Source organism: Treponema sp. J25, assembly GCF_004343725.1.
Lineage (GTDB): Bacteria > Spirochaetota > Spirochaetia > Treponematales > Breznakiellaceae > J25.
Genome location: NZ_PTQW01000003.1, coordinates 1 through 16,789 on the forward strand (window position 1 = coordinate 1; position 16,789 = coordinate 16,789).

18 protein-coding genes and 1 tRNA gene are annotated in these 16,789 nt (G+C 50.9%); 15 read left to right on the top strand and 4 right to left on the bottom strand.

Annotation, left to right across the window (positions count from 1 at the left end):
* The 5 genes from C5O22_RS00035 to tnpC form a co-directional block, all read left to right on the top strand.
* On the top strand, window positions 1-1,030 hold a 1,030-nt coding region (locus C5O22_RS00035), incomplete at its 5' end, for a sensor histidine kinase (protein ID WP_132778901.1).
* A complete protein-coding gene (locus C5O22_RS00040) occupies window positions 1,023-1,688 on the top strand; it encodes a response regulator transcription factor (protein WP_132778903.1) in 666 nt (221 codons plus the stop codon). The genes C5O22_RS00035 and C5O22_RS00040, both read left to right, overlap by 8 nt.
* A gap of 137 nt (window positions 1,689-1,825) precedes the next feature.
* Window positions 1,826-2,248, top strand: a complete 423-nt coding sequence (tnpA, locus tag C5O22_RS00045; RefSeq protein ID WP_132778905.1) for an IS66 family insertion sequence element accessory protein TnpA — start codon at window positions 1,826-1,828, stop codon at window positions 2,246-2,248.
* On the top strand, window positions 2,233-2,571 hold the full coding sequence (tnpB, locus tag C5O22_RS00050) for an IS66 family insertion sequence element accessory protein TnpB (protein ID WP_132778907.1): 339 nt from the start codon (window positions 2,233-2,235) through the stop codon (window positions 2,569-2,571). The genes tnpA and tnpB overlap by 16 nt, the downstream gene beginning before the upstream one ends.
* 10 nt (window positions 2,572-2,581) lie before the next feature.
* Window positions 2,582-3,940 carry an IS66 family transposase gene (gene tnpC / locus C5O22_RS00055; protein ID WP_243692823.1) on the top strand — a complete coding sequence of 453 codons (1,359 nt, stop codon included), beginning with the start codon at window positions 2,582-2,584 and terminating at the stop codon, window positions 3,938-3,940.
* 94 nt (window positions 3,941-4,034) lie between these two features.
* On the opposite strand, the gene C5O22_RS00060 is transcribed toward tnpC, so the two are convergent.
* From C5O22_RS00060 to tpx, 3 genes are all read right to left on the bottom strand, one after another.
* Window positions 4,035-4,412, bottom strand: coding sequence for a hypothetical protein (locus tag C5O22_RS00060; RefSeq protein WP_132778911.1), 378 nt, complete (start codon window positions 4,410-4,412; stop codon window positions 4,035-4,037).
* Window positions 4,413-4,571: 159 nt separating this feature from the next.
* Window positions 4,572-4,826 (bottom strand): HEPN domain-containing protein, encoded by a 255-nt coding sequence (locus tag C5O22_RS00065; protein WP_132778913.1) that lies wholly within the window; start codon window positions 4,824-4,826, stop codon window positions 4,572-4,574.
* A gap of 189 nt (window positions 4,827-5,015) precedes the next feature.
* Window positions 5,016-5,522 (bottom strand): thiol peroxidase, encoded by a 507-nt coding sequence (tpx, locus tag C5O22_RS00070; RefSeq protein WP_132778915.1) that lies wholly within the window; start codon window positions 5,520-5,522, stop codon window positions 5,016-5,018.
* A 280-nt stretch (window positions 5,523-5,802) separates the two neighbouring features.
* Here tpx and C5O22_RS00075 point away from each other — a divergent pair, with 280 nt between their 5' ends.
* The 7 genes from C5O22_RS00075 (at window position 5,803) to C5O22_RS00105 (ending at window position 13,413) form a co-directional block, all read left to right on the top strand.
* Window positions 5,803-6,708, top strand: coding sequence for an alpha-hydroxy-acid oxidizing protein (locus tag C5O22_RS00075; RefSeq protein WP_132778917.1), 906 nt, complete (start codon window positions 5,803-5,805; stop codon window positions 6,706-6,708).
* Between the two features lie 100 nt (window positions 6,709-6,808).
* Window positions 6,809-7,171: an Asp-tRNA(Asn)/Glu-tRNA(Gln) amidotransferase subunit GatC gene (locus C5O22_RS00080; protein WP_132778919.1), complete on the top strand. Its 363-nt coding sequence runs from the start codon at window positions 6,809-6,811 to the stop codon at window positions 7,169-7,171.
* A 100-nt stretch (window positions 7,172-7,271) separates the two neighbouring features.
* On the top strand, window positions 7,272-8,816 hold the full coding sequence (locus C5O22_RS00085) for an amidase family protein (protein WP_132778921.1): 1,545 nt from the start codon (window positions 7,272-7,274) through the stop codon (window positions 8,814-8,816).
* A 3-nt stretch (window positions 8,817-8,819) separates the two neighbouring features.
* The gene (gatB, locus tag C5O22_RS00090; RefSeq protein WP_132778923.1) at window positions 8,820-10,406 is read left to right on the top strand and encodes an Asp-tRNA(Asn)/Glu-tRNA(Gln) amidotransferase subunit GatB; all 1,587 of its coding nucleotides are present in this window, start codon (window positions 8,820-8,822) and stop codon (window positions 10,404-10,406) included.
* Window positions 10,394-11,725 carry an aspartate--tRNA(Asn) ligase gene (aspS, locus tag C5O22_RS00095; RefSeq protein ID WP_132778925.1) on the top strand — a complete coding sequence of 444 codons (1,332 nt, stop codon included), beginning with the start codon at window positions 10,394-10,396 and terminating at the stop codon, window positions 11,723-11,725. Before gatB ends, aspS begins: the two co-directional genes overlap by 13 nt.
* A gap of 218 nt (window positions 11,726-11,943) precedes the next feature.
* The gene (locus tag C5O22_RS00100) at window positions 11,944-12,231 is read left to right on the top strand and encodes a hypothetical protein (protein ID WP_132778927.1); all 288 of its coding nucleotides are present in this window, start codon (window positions 11,944-11,946) and stop codon (window positions 12,229-12,231) included.
* A 15-nt stretch (window positions 12,232-12,246) separates the two neighbouring features.
* Complete coding sequence (locus C5O22_RS00105) at window positions 12,247-13,413, top strand: iron-containing alcohol dehydrogenase (RefSeq protein ID WP_132778929.1); 1,167 nt, start codon at window positions 12,247-12,249, stop codon at window positions 13,411-13,413.
* Window positions 13,414-13,580: 167 nt separating this feature from the next.
* Here the strand turns inward: C5O22_RS00105 and C5O22_RS00110 are convergent, their stop codons facing one another.
* A complete protein-coding gene (locus C5O22_RS00110) occupies window positions 13,581-14,474 on the bottom strand; it encodes a TatD family hydrolase (protein ID WP_132778931.1) in 894 nt (297 codons plus the stop codon).
* A gap of 49 nt (window positions 14,475-14,523) precedes the next feature.
* Here C5O22_RS00110 and C5O22_RS00115 point away from each other — a divergent pair.
* The 3 genes from C5O22_RS00115 (at window position 14,524) to C5O22_RS00125 (ending at window position 16,755) form a co-directional block, all read left to right on the top strand.
* Window positions 14,524-14,606, top strand: a tRNA-Leu gene (locus C5O22_RS00115).
* A gap of 197 nt (window positions 14,607-14,803) precedes the next feature.
* Window positions 14,804-15,733 (top strand): hypothetical protein, encoded by a 930-nt coding sequence (locus tag C5O22_RS00120; RefSeq protein WP_132778933.1) that lies wholly within the window; start codon window positions 14,804-14,806, stop codon window positions 15,731-15,733.
* Window positions 15,730-16,755, top strand: a complete 1,026-nt coding sequence (locus C5O22_RS00125) for a hypothetical protein (protein ID WP_132778935.1) — start codon at window positions 15,730-15,732, stop codon at window positions 16,753-16,755. The genes C5O22_RS00120 and C5O22_RS00125 overlap by 4 nt, the downstream gene beginning before the upstream one ends.
* Window positions 16,756-16,789 lie beyond the last annotated feature (34 nt).

The window sequence follows — 16,789 nt, forward strand, 5'->3', positions numbered from 1 at the left end:
GCGGTTTTTAGAGGTGCCCTTTAGTTTTAAATATATTTTATTAGTTCCTATAGCGAATGGAATTACCTATCTCCCTAATCGATGGTGGAAATCCTTTTTTACCGCGATTGTTGTATTATGTTTTATTTTTATTGATTATCAAATTATTTCTATAGGATTTTATACTTTTTCTATAGAAGACTATGTTCATTATTATTCTACTGTTACCACAGCTTATATTCTGGGATTGCGAAATATTTTGTTTTTTATCAGTGAAGCTTTGTTTATAATATTTATTGTTCTTGAATTGCAAAATGTTCTTGAGGAATCACAACGAATTAAAGCTTTGAATAAAGAATTAAAAGAAAACAAAGAGAAGCTTGAATTTGCAAACGTACAATTACAAAATTACGCTGAACGAATTGAAGAAATTGCAAAAATTAAGGAACGGAATCGTCTAGCGAGAGAAATACATGACACTATTGGTCATTATTTAACTGGTATTACATTAGGTCTTACTGCTACAGAAGAGCTAATAAAGCAAACACCTCAAAAAGTAATAGAACAGATCAAACGTTTAAAAGATTTGGCTCAGCAAGGACTTGTTGATATAAGGCGTTCATTAAAAGAGTTGCGACCAGATACATTGGAAAAGGGAACATTATCTTTTGCTATAAACAAACTTGTGAGTGAAATAAATGCAAATACTACTAAAAAGATCTGTCTTAGAATAAATGGTGAGTTGGATAGCCTTACACCTGCTTTAGATGAAACGATTTACCGTATTATTCAGGAAAGTATAACGAATGCAGTACGTCACGGAGAGGCTACTTATATTGAAGTAAAAATCGAAGTAGATGAGAAAGCTGTTCATCTTTCTATTATTGATGATGGCGTGGGAGCATCAGAGATAGAGGAAGGTTTTGGTTTCTACTATATGAGGCAACGTGTATTAGACCATAATGGATTTCTTGAGATTGAAACAGAGCCTGGAAAAGGTATGAGGTTATTTGTATACATTCCTCGTTCTGGAGTTCGCTATCATGATTAAAATTGGTATTGTAGATGACCAGGATATGGTCAGAGACAGTTTAAAAATCTTATTGTCAGCCCAGGAAGATTTTGACGTTGTAGGAATAGGTAAAGATGGCTATGATGCGTTAAGATTAGTTACAAACTTACATCCTGATGTTCTATTATTAGATATTCGTATGCCTATTATGGATGGAGTAGAAGCAACCGCTATGCTTAAAGCCCGTTCTCCTAGTACCTCTATAATCATTCTTACTACTTTTGATGATGATGAATATGTTCTTAATGCTATTTGTAATGGAGCCTCTGGCTATTTATTGAAAAGTGCTGCTATGGATGAACTTGCTAAAGCCATTAGAACTGTTTATGCTGGTGGTAGTCTTATGACTCCCGAAATTGCAACGAAAGCTTTCAGAATGTTTTCAGAAATTGCAAAAAAAAATACAAAGAAAGAGAAACTTGAAAATGATTATATATTACTACCTGAGAATTTGAATAGAACTGAATTAGATATAATAGGTAAAATAGGGAAAGGTTTCTCTAATAAAGAGATAGCTTATGCTCTATCTTTAAGTGAAGGAACAGTGCGTAATTATATCTCAAATATTTTACAGAAAACAGGTCTTCGAGATAGAACACAGATAGCTATATTTGCAGTGCGTCACCATATGGAATAATACTATGAAATTCAATAGTAAACGGGAAAAAATCTTTCTTTTATATTTTATGCTTTCCTCTATAATTTTTATTGTTTGTTATTTTATTTTTTTTACGTACCCGCTGCCATGAGCGCATCTGTACAAGATAAGGAGGTGTGGTAAGCTCGGTGGCGGAGGATACGAGCATGAAGCGATACACCGAGGGTGAGCGACGGGCCCTCCTCGCCGAATTAGGGGCAAGCGGGAAGAGCCTGCGGGAGTTTTGCACAGAGCGGGGCCTTAACCAGAGAACCGTCCAGCGATGGCAGCGGGAAGCGCGCCAGAACGCCGAGCAACATGGCCCGGGCGAACGGCCCGGTTTTCTGCCGGTACAGATAGCAGGCCAGACCAGTCCCCTTCGCTCGAGCGAAGGCGCTCGCTGGTCCTGGAGTAGTCCTGGAATCGAGCGGAAGGGGCCCTTTCCCCGACTCATCATTCAGGGAGGGACTGGGTGGGTGCTTGAGTGGCAGGGGCCGGTAGAACAGGGAGCGTTAGAAGCGGCCCTGCGGGCGGTGGTTGGGGTATGTGGCCAGAGGTAAGCCGGCTGCGGATATACCTCAGGAGCGGGCCGACGGACATGCGCAAGCAGGCCTACAGCCTTGCGGCGCTGGTGGAACAGGAATGGAAGGCACCGTTATTCAGCGGGGACCTGTTTCTCTTCTGCGGGAAGAGTAAGCGGGTCCTCAAGATATTGTACTGGGATCGGAACGGCTTTTGCCTGTGGACCAAACGGCTTGAACGGGGAACCTTCCCGTGGCCCCGGGGACAGAGTGCCACCGAGCCCGTGGTCCTGACCGCTCACCACACAACGCCGGAAGAAGGCCCCCGGGAGCGGGCGGCGACGGATTCGGGGAGACATTGAACGGGTAGAGGTGTTCCACGAGCTTGATGAGGCAGCTCGCGCCTGTCCGTGGTGTGCGAGGGAACGGCCGGTCATCGGGGAAGAGCGGAGCGAAGAGGTAGAGATTATCCCTGCGAAGGTGGTAGTGAAGGTGCATGTGCGGCGGAAGTACGGCCCCTGCACCTGCGACGACTTCATCGGCCACGACGAACCGGCCATTGTCAGCGCACCGGCGCCAGCGAAGATAGCGAAGGGGAGCCAGTATGCCAACAGCACGGCGGCGTTCATCATCGTGAGTAAGTATGTGGATGGGCTGCCGTTATATCGACAGGAAGGGGCGCTCCAGCGGCTCGGGCTTGAGCTGGGTCGGGGGACCATGGCCCGGATGATTCTGCGGGTGAGTGAGGAACTGGAGCCGCTGTGGCGGCGGATGAAGGAGGACCTGCGGTCGTCGCCGGTCCTGGGGATGGATGAGACGGTGACGCAGGTGCTGCATGAGCCAGAGCGGCCTGCGACAAGTCAATCCCGGATGTGGGTTGCCCGGGGCTTCAAAGAGGGGCCTGGGTCGACGGACCCACCTCGCCCCATCATCTGGTTTGAGTATGCCGACTCTCGTTCGGGGGATGTGGCGGCGTCTATCATCGGGAACTTCTCAGGGTACCTGCAGACCGACGGGTACAGTGGCTACAGCCGCATTGGCCGGCGGCCGGAAATTATTCATGTGGGCTGCTGGGCCCATATCCGGCGGGAGTTCTATCGGCTCGTGAGTGAGCAGGGGCCCACCTGCACCGCCGCCGAGATGGTACGCCTCATCCGAAGACTCTATCAGATTGAAAAGGATCTGCGTGCTCGTCTTGCTGCAGGGGAACTTTCCCGGGAGGTCTTTGTGGAGGAACGGAAGGCTGCGACTGCGCCGGTCTTTGAAGAGATTCGCTCGTGGCTTAACCACTGGGAAACGAAGGTCCCGCCCCATAGTCCCCTGGGGTCTGCCATCGCCTATGCCCTGGGGCAGTATCGCCGGGCGATTCGGTATGTGGACCACTGGCTGCTTACCCCCGACAACAACCCCGTAGAGAACGCCATTCGCCCCTTTGTGATTGGCCGCAAGAACTGGCTTTTTCATGACTCCGTGCATGGGGCCAAGGCCAGTGGACGGCTGTATTCCCTCATCGAGACCGCCAAAGCCAACGGCCACGAACCCTATCGCTACCTGTGTCACCTCTTCACTGAGTACGCCCGGGCCTCGGACAAAAGTGCCGCCCTCGACACCCTCCTGCCGTACACCCTCGCCCCGGCTCCTATTAATCAGCCCCAACGGAGTCATGGCAGCGGGTACTTTTCTGAGAATGAAATAGTGCTTTGGAATTCTATTTTTAATTCTGGTTTCTGAAGGATTGTAGGATTTCTTGAAAAAGTCAAATCCGTTAGAATTATTGATTCAAACTGGATACCGGGTTGTTTGCTGTTATCCATGTAAAAATTCCCTATGCAACGAGTTCTTTGTCTAGCAGAAAGAAGGAAGAAATTTGCTCAAAGTTTACTATTTCTTCAGACACAGACCAAAACACAAACCCTTCCTTTCTTGTTTGTGTGCTTGAAATATCCTCTATTGATTTACCGCAACAGGAGTCATGATCAAGAATAAAAAAATAATTATTAATATTCTTTTTCCATAGAATATTCATCTTGATATCCATAACTAATTCTTGATATTGATCAGAATAATAAACTGAGGCATTGTCAATTGCAACAAAATAACAATCTCCCTCAGGTTCATAAAAAATAGCAATCTTTACCTGAGGAAAATAGGTTTGTATCGTTTTTTCTATATCAATAGAAATAAAAAGGTTAGGATCTATCATAAAACAAATTCCTTCTTTCAAGGGATGACGGTAAGTACAGTGTTTAATTCTTGAAGAGATGCTTCCATTTCATCCCTACTAATCATTTTGTCCTTATAATCCGCTTTTATTCGTCGCTGGTATAAATTATCCCAGACATTTAATTTATAAATTTGATTCTTATTTCCTTCCATTAACTATGAGACACTCCACCAAGGCCCGTTGTATAGTACCATGGGAAAAAGGCTTTTCTGTAGCCTTAATTTTTTGTAAAAACTTCTCATAATCGAATTTTTTCTCTATCATATATGCTTTTGCCTTTTGAAAGGCCGCGTAATACGCCCGGCTTGCCCCGGCATTATATGCGCTTATTTCCTCCTTATAGCAGTACTCAGCTATTTGTTCATTTTCTTTAGCTTTCTGATAGAGACTCATAATACCTAGAAGTATTTATTTAAAATCTAATATTGTCAAGCATTTAGAAAAAGTTTTGGTACGAGTAACGCTATGAACCTTTCAATAATTCCCCCTTTTTATAAACATCCCGTAAAAAGTTTCTTTCTATATTCTAAAAACTCCCTATTCTTTTTTTCAACCTGTAAGCGACTTCCTTGGCTTTAGTTCTTATTTCCCCTTAAAAACGCGGAGTACTGCCTCATAATTGGGTTCCTGGGCTATTTCGGGAACCTGTTCGGTGTAGATGACCCGGTTCTCTTCATCGAGCACCACAATTGCCCGGGAAAGGAGCCCTGCCAGGGGCCCATCGATAATTTCTACCCCATAGGCCTTCCCAAAATCTCGGCTCCGCAGGTCCGATAGGGTGATAACTTGATCGATCCCTTCGGTACTGCAGAAGCGTTTTTGTGCAAAAGGTAAATCTCGACTAATGGTCAGGATGACCGTATTGGGAAATTGGGCTGCCTCTTGATTAAAGCGGCGGGCTGAAGCGGCACAAACCCCCGTATCAAGACTGGGAACGATGTTCAGGATTTTCTTTTTTCCTTTGAAATTATCCAGTCTTACATTCTGGAGTTCCCCGTTTACCAGGACAAAATCGGGGGCCCTGCTTCCTATGGCAGGAAGTTCCCCTATGGTATGAATGGGATTCCCTTTAAAGGTGATAGTAGCCATGTCTGCCTCCCTTCTGCGTGTTTACTTATAACATAGCCTTTTTTATGGTGGCTCGTCAAATCATTACTAAAATAGTCTTATTTATAAGCCCCTGTGTATAATGGAACCCCCGTGTATCCCGTGTATAAAGGATTTTTTATTGAAGAGAGGACCGAGGAATGGAGCCCCGTATTAACAAAAGAGGGATTTTACAACTTCTCGCTATAAAGAGAGGTCTTTTTACCAGGGATTCTGCTGGTTTTTTGTGGTACTTTCTGTTAATCTTTCCGATAGGTAGAGTATGAAGATAGAAAGCAAGTGTCATTTTTGTCCCCGCTGCGATGGTCAGGGCTGTATCAATGAACTTCCCGGGATGGGAGGGGTTGGTAATAACGAGAATTTTATTCTTAACTGTAGTTCCTGGCAAAAGTACTATCCCCTGGTAGAGGAGGATACACCGTCGGTACCTCTCAGACTTGCTCCCATGACGGGGGCAATGCAAAATGTGGGGTATGGGGAAGAGGCTCCCTTCTATGGGGACCTTATTGGAGTTGCCCTTGTGGCAGGACTTCGACTTTCCATCGGGGATGGCTACCCCGATGAAAAACTCCTTTCTGGCATAGGGGCCCTGCGCTCCTATGGGGTCAAGGGGGCGGTGTTCTGTAAACCCTATCCGAACCATCGGATTCTGGAACGGTTTGAATGGGCCCGGGATGTGGCGGAATACCTGGGGGTGGATATCGATTCCTATGCTATAAAAACCATGCGGGACCTGGTGCACCTGGAGCAAAAGGATGCCCGGTCTCTCCGGGAATTACAGCGGGCTGCCCATGTTCCCTTCGTGATTAAGGGAATTTTCAAAAAAGAAGATATCGACCTGGTGCGGGAACTGCGTCCCGATGTGGCCTTTATATCTAATCATGGAGGACGGGTAGAAACGGTACGGGGTTCTACGGTGGATTTCCTCGCAGTTTACGGAAAGGAACTTCGTCGTTATTGTGGGGCTCTCTGGGTCGATGGGGGAATCCGGTCTTACCGGGACCTGCAGGTAGCCCGAGTACTCGGTGCCGAGGAGGCCCTGATTGGGCGTCCGGCGGTGACTGCCCTATTAAAACAGGGTGTAGCGGGAGCCCCGGCGGTTCTCCAGGACATCCTGGAACCTCTGGAAGAAGAGGTCCCTTGCCTGGAACCTGAAATATATCGCTGATTGTATAAAAATACAAAAAAACGCATAAAAGCCTTATTAACGCCTCTTTTTATGCATAAATATTCTTGACACTGTATACATATTCTGGTACGTTGAAGTCATGATTCAGGATGAAGTACGACTCACGGCAGAGCTTGCCCAACTGGATATGACAGAAGAGGAACTCCGCCGGGCTCTGCCTGCCATCGAACAGATGCTTGCTTTTTTTGCCGCCATGGATACCTTCTCTCTTGCGGCCCCTCCTGAGGTTTCCCCAGCCAGAGAGGATGCATTGTCCCTTTTCCTCCATGCGAAGGACGCACTGCCGTATGCGGTGTGGAAGAATACCTATGATAACCACCATGCCCAGACCTCTCACACCGATGGGAGCCATCAAACAAGACGCCCCGTAAACCCCACACAGCTTGTGCAACTGGCGGGGGAAACGCGCCATTCTTTTATCGTGGTTCCCAATGTTTTATAAGCCAGGCTGATGAGTTTTCATACAGAAGGTGCGACGGTCCCGCTGGGGCCCGCCAAAGCCAGGTCTATCAGAGGGTTACAACAAAGAAAGGATTATTCCTATGGAACAGGATACATTTGATAGGTACTTTACCCAGTGGGAAGCTCGGATAGGGGCTTTTCTTGAACATCGTCCACCCGGTGAATGGGCCCCGGTTTTTAAAAATGGAGGGGGGTCTCAGGGAAATGTTTCTCCCGGGAGTTCAGAGGTGGAGGCCAGGGCTCCCCTTGCCGGCATACCCTTTGGGGTAAAGGATAATATCGCCGTCGAAGGCTTTCATCTTACCTGTGGTTCCCGCCTTCTAGAGCAGTACCGGGCCCCCTATACAGCGACGGCGGTGGAACGGCTTCTTCAGAAAGGGGCGGTGCCGGTGGGAAAAACTAACCTGGACGAGTTTGGCATGGGGTCTTCCACGGACAACTCGGCCCTCAAACAGACCAATAATCCCTGGGATACCCATCGTGTGGCGGGAGGTTCCTCGGGGGGCTCCGCGGCGGCCGTCGCGGCGGGGCTGGTCCCCTTTGCTCTTGGGTCTGATACGGGAGGGTCCGTCCGACAACCGGCGGCCTTCTGTGGGGTGGTGGGCCTTAAACCTACCTACGGCGCCGTTTCCCGTTATGGCCTTGTGGCCTACGCCTCAAGTCTCGAAGCCATAGGAATCCTGGCGGACACGGTGGACCGGGCCTTCCAGGTGTTTCAGGTGATTCGGGGACCCGATCCTCATGATATGACCACGATGGTAGGCAAAGGTCCTGAACAGGGGACAAGCCCTGCTCCGATGCATTTAATCGAGGATGGCCTTCCCCCTGTCCCGGCGCCAGAAAACCTTCGAATTGGGTATATCGATCCCTCATTGCTTGCCGAAACCTTAGCGAGGGCGGGGGAGAGTCTTGGAACAGGATCTATAGCTTCAGAAACAGAATTGTCCCTTCAGAACTTTCTGGAACAAGAGATAATCGAAGGTTTTGAAGAGACTATAGGCTTTTATCGATCTCTGGGCTATTCGGTGGAACCAGTGACTATCCCGAGTCTTTCCTACGCGGTGGCCGCCTATTATACCATTGCGACGGCTGAGGCGAGTGCTAACCTGGCCCGTTTTGATGGGATCCGCTACGGGATGCGACCTGGTCAGGATGTTCTTGTAGAAAGCCCGGAGGATCTTGTTCGTGCAAGCCGCCGTTCTGGGTTTGGGGACGAAGTGAAGCTGCGAATATTGGTGGGCACCTTTGTGCTCCGTTCGGGCTTTCAGGATCGGTATTATCACCGGGCCCAGGAAATTCGACAGCAAATTCGGAGGGAATTCGATGCGGTCCTTGCCCGGTATGGGGCAATTCTTTTGCCGGTGTTTCCCCGCCGGGCCTTTGGACGCAGTGAAGCGGGGCTTTCCTCTTTTGCCCAGAAGGTGGCCGATGTGTTTACCTGCGCGGCGAACCTGGCAGGTCTTCCTGCCCTGGCTTTCCCTGTTGGCGTCAAAGGAGGCCTCCCGGTAGGGATGCAATTTATGGGCGCTCCTTTTTCAGAGGAGATCCTCTGTGGGCTCGCAAAACTCTACGGTGATCGGCAGGGCTATCCCCACCCTGCGGGATATCAGTCCTTCTGGAGGTAAGCCATGTATCAATCCTTTATTGGGCTAGAAGTGCATATCCATCTTAAAACGGCCCGGAAGGTATTCTGTTCCTGTCGGGCCGCCTTTGGGGATGAACCAAATACCAATATCTGTCCCATCTGCACGGGACAACCGGGGGTGCTCCCCGAACTGAATCCTGAAGCGTTGTGGATGGGGGGCCTGGTTGCCCGGGCTCTGAATTGCCGTATTCCAAACCGGACCTGGTTTGAACGGAAGCAATATTTTTATCCCGATATGCCCAAAAACTATCAGATTTCCCAGTTTGCCTCTCCCCTCGGGCAGGAGGGGTACCTGGATATCGATGTGGGGGGAAAATCAAAACGAATTCGCATCAAGGAATGTCATCTTGAAGAAGATGCGGGCAAGATGATCCACGCGGGCAACGTGAGTCTTATCGATTATAACCGGGCAGGCACGGCCCTCCTGGAGATTGTTACCCAACCGGATATGGAAACGGGAGAAGAGGCGGAGGAATTCATTCAGAGTTTACGCCGCCTTGTTCGATACCTGGGGGTCTGTGATGGCAACATGGAAGAGGGGAGTCTCCGGGCCGATGCCAACGTGTCGGTGAATCGGCAGGGGGCCGGGCTCGGCAAAAAGGTGGAAATAAAGAACCTTAACTCATCCCGTTTTGTTCGCCTTGCCCTGGATTATGAAATTGAACGGCAAAAGGCTCTTCTGGAAGAAGGAAAGCCGGTACGTCAGGAAACCCGACTGTGGAACGAAAACCGGGATCAGACCGAACCCATGCGAAGTAAGGAGAATGCCCAGGATTACCGGTATTTCCCGGAACCGGATATTCCCCCCATCACCTTTGATGAAGAGTTTTACCGTTCCCTGGAGGACGCCCTGATAGAATCTCCCCGGGATCGGAGAATGCGGCTCCAAAAAGAGTGGGGGCTTTCTTTTGAGCAGGCCGATTTTATTACCCAGGAACGAGCCCTGGCAGAGTATTATGAGCAGGCGGTAGGGGCAATACAGGCCGTGTTTGATCCTTCAGGAGAAAAAAAGGGGACCATCCCTTTTGTACCCCCTCAAGAGGACCAGCCCCAGAGAAAAGGGGAAGTGGTACCATCGCCGGCGCTTACCACGGCAAATCTCGCCCGGCGGATCGCCCTCTGGCTTTCTAGCGACGTAAAGCGGATCATTAACCGGGACGGTGTTGCTGTGGAAGATTTATCACACTGGGCACTTACGCCGGCCCGGCTTGCCCAGCTGGTATACCTTGTGGCAGATGAAAAGGTCTCCACAAAGAACGCCAAGGAAACCCTGGAGTTGGTGGTCAAAGAAGATCGGGATCCCCTGGAGATTATTCAGGAAAAAGGATGGGAACGGATTAAGGATCGCAGCCGTATCCGCTCCTATGTGGAACAGGTCTTTACCCATGAGGGGGCTACGGTTCAGGATGCCCGGGATGCCCAAAGGGCGGAAAATCGCAAACGTTACGAGACCCTGGTGGCATACCTGGTAGGAAAGGTCCTGGCCGCCAGTGGGGGCCGCTGTGATGGTACCCTAACAAAAGAAGAGGTAGAACGGTGTTTGCAGGAGGATGGGTCATGCGTGTCTTAGCTCGGGATGTGGCGCAGTATGCCACATCGGATTCCCCTCAACCGATTATGCTGCAAGGCTGGATTCACCGGATCCGGGAATTGGGCGGAGTAAGTTTTATCATTCTGCGGGATCGATCTGGCCTGGTGCAACTGGTGGTGGAAGGAAAGACCGATTATACCCTTGAGTCGGTGATTCAGGTGGAAGGACTCCCCACGAGAAACGACAAAGCCCCCGGCGGAGTGGAAGTCCGGGTGCAGCACAGTACCCTCCTTTCCCGGGCTGAGCCAGACCTGCCCTTCCAGGTAAACGGCGATGTGACCAAAATGGGGCTTGATACCATCCTGGATAAGCGGGTTCTCTCGTTGCGAAACCCCCGGATTAGGGCGATCTTCAAAGTACAGGCCACCATCATCGAAGCCTTTTCTGAGTACCTCCGTTCCCAGGATTTTACCGAAATTAAAAGCAGCAAACTCATTGGGAGCGGCACCGAAGGAGGAACGGGGCTTTTTGAGGTAAACTATTTTGATAAAAAGGTGTACCTGGCCCAGTCCCCTCAATTTTATAAACAAACCATGGTTGCCGCCGGCCTTGAGCGGGTATTCGAGGTAGCCCCTGCCTACCGGGCGGAAAAACACGATACCCCCCGTCACCTGAATGAGTATGTTTCTATGGATGTGGAGATGGCCTTCATTACCAGTGAGCTTGACCTTATCGAGCTTGAACGGGGGCTTCTGGCCCACATCTTTGAACAGGTGGCACGAAAAAATGGACCAGAACTGGAACTCTGGAATGCCCGGGTCCCCGATCCCAACTTGGTGTTTAAGGCCCCCCTCATTGCCCATGACGATGCCCTCGCCCTGGCTTTTACCGAAGCCCAGCAGCATAACCAGGCCCTGCTCGAAGACGAAAAGGCCAGCGCCAAACTGGGCTTTTTCGAGGTAACCCCGGCGGTGGAACGGCTCCTCTGCGCCTGGGCGGGTCGGGAATACGGGATAGAACTGGTGTTTGTGAACCAGTTCCCCCGGAAACATCGGCCCTTCTATACCTATCCCCTGGATGCGACAAAAACCATGAGTTTTGATGCCCTTTTCCGGGGCCTTGAGATAACCACCGGCGGGCGCCGTCAGGAACAGTACCAGGCGCTCCTCGAGGTGTTGCCCCGTTTTGGGCTTACGGAAGAGGGTCTGCGGGATTATCTTGCTATTTTTAAGTACGGTTGCCCTCCCCATGGGGGGTTTGCCATCGGCTGTGAGCGGCTTACCCAAAAGATTTTGGGCCTTGCCAATGTAAAAGAGGCAAGCCTTTTCCCCCGGGATCGCAAGCGAGTAAGCCCCTGAGCCTGCCTGGTAAGTACGGAGCCTTCCCAGGGACGTAAAAACAGGATCCCGTTCTTTCTCTGTCGCTGAAAGAACGAGGCCTGTGGGTTCGTGTTTCCTCCTGTTAGAATATCGAGAATCTGGTCCTGTGCCCGATTTCGGGTACAGGGCTTGCTCGGGGACCCAAAAAGGCCTTTTTCGGCTTGTCAAAAAGGAAGGTTCTCCTCCATCATATCGGTATGAATAATAAAAATTGGGAAAGTTCCCCGGTAGAGCCGGATCTGGTGAATCGGATTTCCACATCCTATGGCATTGAAGCCTCCCTTGCGGCTCGGATTATCGAAGATGTCCTTTTGACATACAGTAAAACATTGGAAGAGTATATTCGTTCCCGCCATATTCAGCTGCAAAAGATGGGTTACAAGAATACTCAAATATATGCTATGATACAAAAGGAGGTTCAGGTTCGTCGCTTCGCCGCCGAACCGCTCAGCCTAAGGCAAATTCGCCGCTATATTTATGGCTAAGAGGGAGGGTATAAGATGCAAAACTTTGTCTTCGAAAATAGAACGAAAATTCTCTTTGGTCGGGGCATGGAACGCCAGGTGGGGGAAGAGGCCCGTCGCTTTGCTACGAAGATTCTGCTGCACCATTCGGGGGGACACGTGGTCCGTTCAGGTCTCCTGGACAAGGTAAAGGATTCCCTTAAGGCTGCGGGGGTCCAGTGGGTGGAACTGGGAGGGGTGCAGCCAAATCCCCGGCTTTCCCTGGTGTATGAGGGAATCCGGCTCTGTAGGAACGAGAAGGTAGGGCTGATCCTGGCGGTAGGGGGCGGTTCGGTGATTGACTCGGCTAAGGCTATCGCCGCCGGGGTTCCTTACGCAGGGGATGTGTGGGATTTTTATGATGGTAAGGGGAGTCCTGCTGAGGCATTGCCGGTGGCGACGGTGCTTACCATCCCCGCCGCGGGAAGTGAAGCAAGTCCGAGCTCGGTGATTACCGATGAACGGGGCCCCTGGAAACGGGGGCTTACCGCCGAATGCCTTAGGCCTGTTTTTTCAATTTTAAATCCAGAACTCACCTTTTCCCTGCCCCCCTATCAGACAGCCTGCGGCATTGTGGACATGCTGGCCCATATCATGGAGCGGTATTTTACCCGGGAAGACCATGTGGAACTGACGGACCGGCTCTGCGAGGCCACGATGAAAACCATCGTCCGGAATGCGCCGGTGGTCATCCATGACCCCACCAATTACCATGCCCGGGCGGAGATTATGTGGGCCGGGACGATAGCGCATAACGACCTTCTGGGTACTGGTAGAATAGGGGACTGGGCCACCCACATGATCGAGCATGAAATTTCGGCCCTCTATGACATTGCCCATGGGGCGGGCCTTGCCATCGTGTTCCCCGCCTGGATGGAATATAACCTCCTCGTGGATGTGCGGCGCTTTGCCCGTTTTGCAGAGGAAGTCTTTGGGGTAGATGGCCTGTTCTATGATCCTGAGCAGACAGCCCGACAGGGAATTCTGCGGCTCAAAGAATTTTACCGTTCCATAGGGCTTGCCCCCTCTTTGCGGGAAGCGGATATCCCCACCGATAAGATCCCTGAGATGGCCCGCAGAGCCGTGATCATGGGGCCCATCGGTGCGTACCGTCGGCTCGATGCCTCCGATGTGGAGGCAATCCTGCGCCTCGCTGCTCGGTGAGAAAAAGGGTCCCCGCGGTTTTACGCCCCGTGGTCCGCTGAAAATAACAGGGAGTCGATTGTGTGTCTTCCCTCCCGCTGAGAAGAAAGGTCTTGATAGGGCCATCACTGTTTTTGCGAGAGAGCGGCGGGGGAAGTCCTTACGCTAAAAATGGCAAGAGGAACGCCCTAGCGCAGTGGCTCCCCCGCGGGGGAAGAAAGGTCTACCCCGAAAAGGGTTTGAATGTTGTTTCGTATCTGGGCTGCGAGCTCTTCGGTGGCCATGCCGTGGATGAGGGCTGCTTCCTCATAGGTGGCATGAATCATCCCGGGGTGGCAGGCCTTCCCCCGGTACGGATGGGGCGCCAGATAGGGGCTATCCGTTTCAAGGAGCAGTCGGTTAAGTGGACAGGCCGCAAGGGCTTCCTGGAGGGGGCCCCTTTTTTTGTAGGTGAGATTCCCCGCAAAGGAGACAAAAAACCCGAGGTCCAGAAAAGAGGAAAGCTCCTCCTTTCCATAGGAAAAGCAGTGGATAACTCCCCGTACCCCTGGTACGGAGCGAAGGATTTCCGCGGTTTCTCTGGCGGCATCCCGGGAATGCACGATGACCGGTACATTATATTCCCGGGCCAGGTAAAGCTGGGCTTCGAATAACTGGTGTTCCTGCTTCCAGATCTGGGGATCCCGATTCCAGTGTCGGTCAAGACCGCATTCTCCGATGGCAATCAGGCGAGGCTTCGGGAATTCCTGGTGGGTTCCAACTGATCCAGGGGAATAAAGCACCCTATCTATGTCCTGTTTAAGGTGTTCTACCTGCTGAGACCAGGTACGGATTGCTTGTTCACCGGGCCAGATACCAGCGCTCAGGTATACTTGAGGATCGGCGGCAAATGCTTCCCACCGGGGAAGCAGGTCCCCTGGGTCGGTTCCCACATCGATGATGAAGGACGGAAAAGGATTCTCGGGGGAAGCCCCCCCCTCAGGAGCAGCATCCGACGATGGCTTTACCAGGGCCTCATATAGATCTGGATGTTTTGTCTTAAGAGCGTACAGGTGGGCGTGGGTATCATAGAAGTTCACCATACTTCTTGACCATAGCAGGTGCTCCTGCTATTATACAATAGTCTAATTCGCCGGGATGGTGGAATGGTAGACACCGGGGACTTAAAATCCCCTCCCCGCAAGGGGGTACGGGTTCAACTCCCGTTCCCGGCAGGAATATTTCTAAATAAAAAGTGGGAACCACCATTTCTCTGTATCCCGGTGGCCTTGAACAAAGAAACGCCGGGGAGACCTTGAGGAAAGGCTCCCTATTTTTTTAAAACGAACAAGCAGTCCCCGGGGGGACTAAAAAAGTAGCACAGGCTTGTTTCGAAGGACCTGGCGAAACGAGCCCGAAAGGTTGAAGGTCGATGAAGATTAAAAGTGCCCTTGCGTCTCTTTCGGTCCGGGTTTTATACGAATCTTTTAATGCGGAAATGCTGGTACGGATCGGTAAGCTCCTTATACCGGGCTATGACATCCATGCCCGTTCGGGGATCCCTGAGAATATTCCCATTACAGCCCAAACCGCCGCGTCCCAGCTTCTGAAAGATGTTCTGGTAGAAGGCCGGTATTTACAGTTGATTGAGCTTTTGCTCCGCATCAACCGGGAAGGTTTTATGGGGCGGGAGTATCCGGTTTGTTATCTCCGGGAACTCTTAAAGGGCATTGCCGCCGAGGGATACCTGTACGATAGTACCAGTGGGCTTTTTATGGAACGGGGAGAGGGCCAGATTACTCCCCACTGGGGACGTCTTATCGAAGGAGAAGAGCTCCAGTTTGTCCTTTTCCGGCTTGATATCGTGCAGAATTCCCTTATTGTTCGAGACAATCCCAAAGAACGGGTTGACCAGGCCTATGGGGAGCTTCGAGAGATCGTCCATAAGGCGGTGTATAAACGGATGGGCCGTGTCTGGGCCTGGGAAGGCGATGGGGCCATCGGGGCTTTTCTCTTTGGAAACAAACATACCGCGGCGGTCTGTGCAGCCATGGAAGTTCTCCACGAACTCTTTTTTTACAATCGCCTTTCTAATCCCCTGGATCGTCCCCTGCAGCTTCGTCTTGCGGTTCATGGGGGCCCCCTCAAATATTCTTTCTACAGTGATGAATTAAAGAGGAATGAGGTGATCCGGGAGATTGGAGAGATCGAAGCCTCCTGTGCAAAACCGGATACTCTGGTGGTTTCAGAAAATGTTTTTATGGATGTGGACCGGATTATCCAGGATCTTTTTGGTCCCCTTGCTTCCTGGAAGGGGTATAAGACCCGATCCTACAGTGTCCGGGTGGGGGAAAGCCGATGATTGTGTATGTGGCTACGGAAAAGGATAATTCCTGTCTTTCCATTAAAACCGCAAAGGGAGTAGAACTTCGTAGTGGGCCGGCACCGAATCATCAGACGGTAGATCTTTCGGGGGTAGATATCCTCTATTTTGATATCGAAAGTTATCCGCTGCCGGCGATTCGAAAAGTGCTTTCCCTGCTCCAGCGGAGGGAAATCACAATTCCCTGGGGTGTCCTTTGTAAAACCCAGCATGCAGAGGATCCGGCGCTGTTCTTTCAGGAAGGGGCCTGCGATTACCTTGGGCCATCCCTGGTGGTAGAAGAGGGCCTCTCGGTGCGACGCCTGAAGCGGGCCCTTTCGCTGGCAGCATACCTTTCGCGGGGAAAATATGCTGAGATCGAAGAAGAGGAAATGCCCGCTGCTTCAGGTAATGAAGGGGAACAAAAAAAATCCTCCCCTCCGTATCGCTTCCCTGGCTGGCAGAAGATACAGGTTGGCTGTACCTATCCCTTTTACCTTGTCTATGTAACCCTGGATCAACAGGATCATATAAAAGAAAGTCTCGGGGATAGCCGTTTCCAGGAATTGCGGAGCGCCCTCCATCGGTTGCTTACCCCCTTAGTTTCTCCTGTAGATGGCCTTCTGTGGATGCAGCGAAACTGCAGTTTCCTTTTCCTGGTGCCTTACGAAGAACGGCGAATCAGCCGTGTCATAGAACAACTGCTGCGATTCTTCCTCAATTTTCCCTTGATTACCTGCGAAGAACTCCACCTGGATAGGCCCGTAGGCCTTATCGCGGCTATCCATGGGGGGGAGCTTCCCTTTGCCCCTCCGGGGCAAACAGGAGCTGTCATTTCAGATGCGGTGAATTTTATCCATCATCTGGGGATGAAACGGGCCGAGGCAGGGCGTCTTACCCTTTCTGCGCCGGTGGTCTCTGCTATTCCGGCCACACTGGGCTCCCTTTTTGTGTCCGCCGGAACCTTCGAAGGGTATGCCCTTACTCAGTCGGTTCGTTTTTTCCCTGAAGGGAACAAGTAGGAAAGGCGGCCATTCCAAAAAGTAAATTGTTGGT

Bases quoted from the DNA above. Each gene is read 5' to 3' on its own strand.
- C5O22_RS00100 (WP_132778927.1), top strand. From the start codon at position 11,944: ATGAATAATAAAAATTGGGAAAGTTCCCCGGTAGAGCCGGATCTGGTG.
- C5O22_RS00110 (WP_132778931.1), bottom strand. From the start codon at position 14,474: ATGGTGAACTTCTATGATACCCACGCCCACCTGTACGCTCTTAAGACA.
- tnpB (WP_132778907.1), top strand. From the start codon at position 2,233: ATGTGGCCAGAGGTAAGCCGGCTGCGGATATACCTCAGGAGCGGGCCG.
- C5O22_RS00105 (WP_132778929.1), top strand. From the start codon at position 12,247: ATGCAAAACTTTGTCTTCGAAAATAGAACGAAAATTCTCTTTGGTCGG.
- aspS (WP_132778925.1), top strand. From the start codon at position 10,394: ATGCGTGTCTTAGCTCGGGATGTGGCGCAGTATGCCACATCGGATTCC.
- tpx (WP_132778915.1), bottom strand. From the start codon at position 5,522: ATGGCTACTATCACCTTTAAAGGGAATCCCATTCATACCATAGGGGAA.
- C5O22_RS00085 (WP_132778921.1), top strand. From the start codon at position 7,272: ATGGAACAGGATACATTTGATAGGTACTTTACCCAGTGGGAAGCTCGG.
- C5O22_RS00040 (WP_132778903.1), top strand. From the start codon at position 1,023: ATGATTAAAATTGGTATTGTAGATGACCAGGATATGGTCAGAGACAGT.
- C5O22_RS00065 (WP_132778913.1), bottom strand. From the start codon at position 4,826: ATGAGTCTCTATCAGAAAGCTAAAGAAAATGAACAAATAGCTGAGTAC.
- C5O22_RS00060 (WP_132778911.1), bottom strand. From the start codon at position 4,412: ATGATAGATCCTAACCTTTTTATTTCTATTGATATAGAAAAAACGATA.
- C5O22_RS00075 (WP_132778917.1), top strand. From the start codon at position 5,803: ATGAAGATAGAAAGCAAGTGTCATTTTTGTCCCCGCTGCGATGGTCAG.
- C5O22_RS00120 (WP_132778933.1), top strand. From the start codon at position 14,804: ATGAAGATTAAAAGTGCCCTTGCGTCTCTTTCGGTCCGGGTTTTATAC.
- C5O22_RS00125 (WP_132778935.1), top strand. From the start codon at position 15,730: ATGATTGTGTATGTGGCTACGGAAAAGGATAATTCCTGTCTTTCCATT.
- gatB (WP_132778923.1), top strand. From the start codon at position 8,820: ATGTATCAATCCTTTATTGGGCTAGAAGTGCATATCCATCTTAAAACG.
- C5O22_RS00080 (WP_132778919.1), top strand. From the start codon at position 6,809: ATGATTCAGGATGAAGTACGACTCACGGCAGAGCTTGCCCAACTGGAT.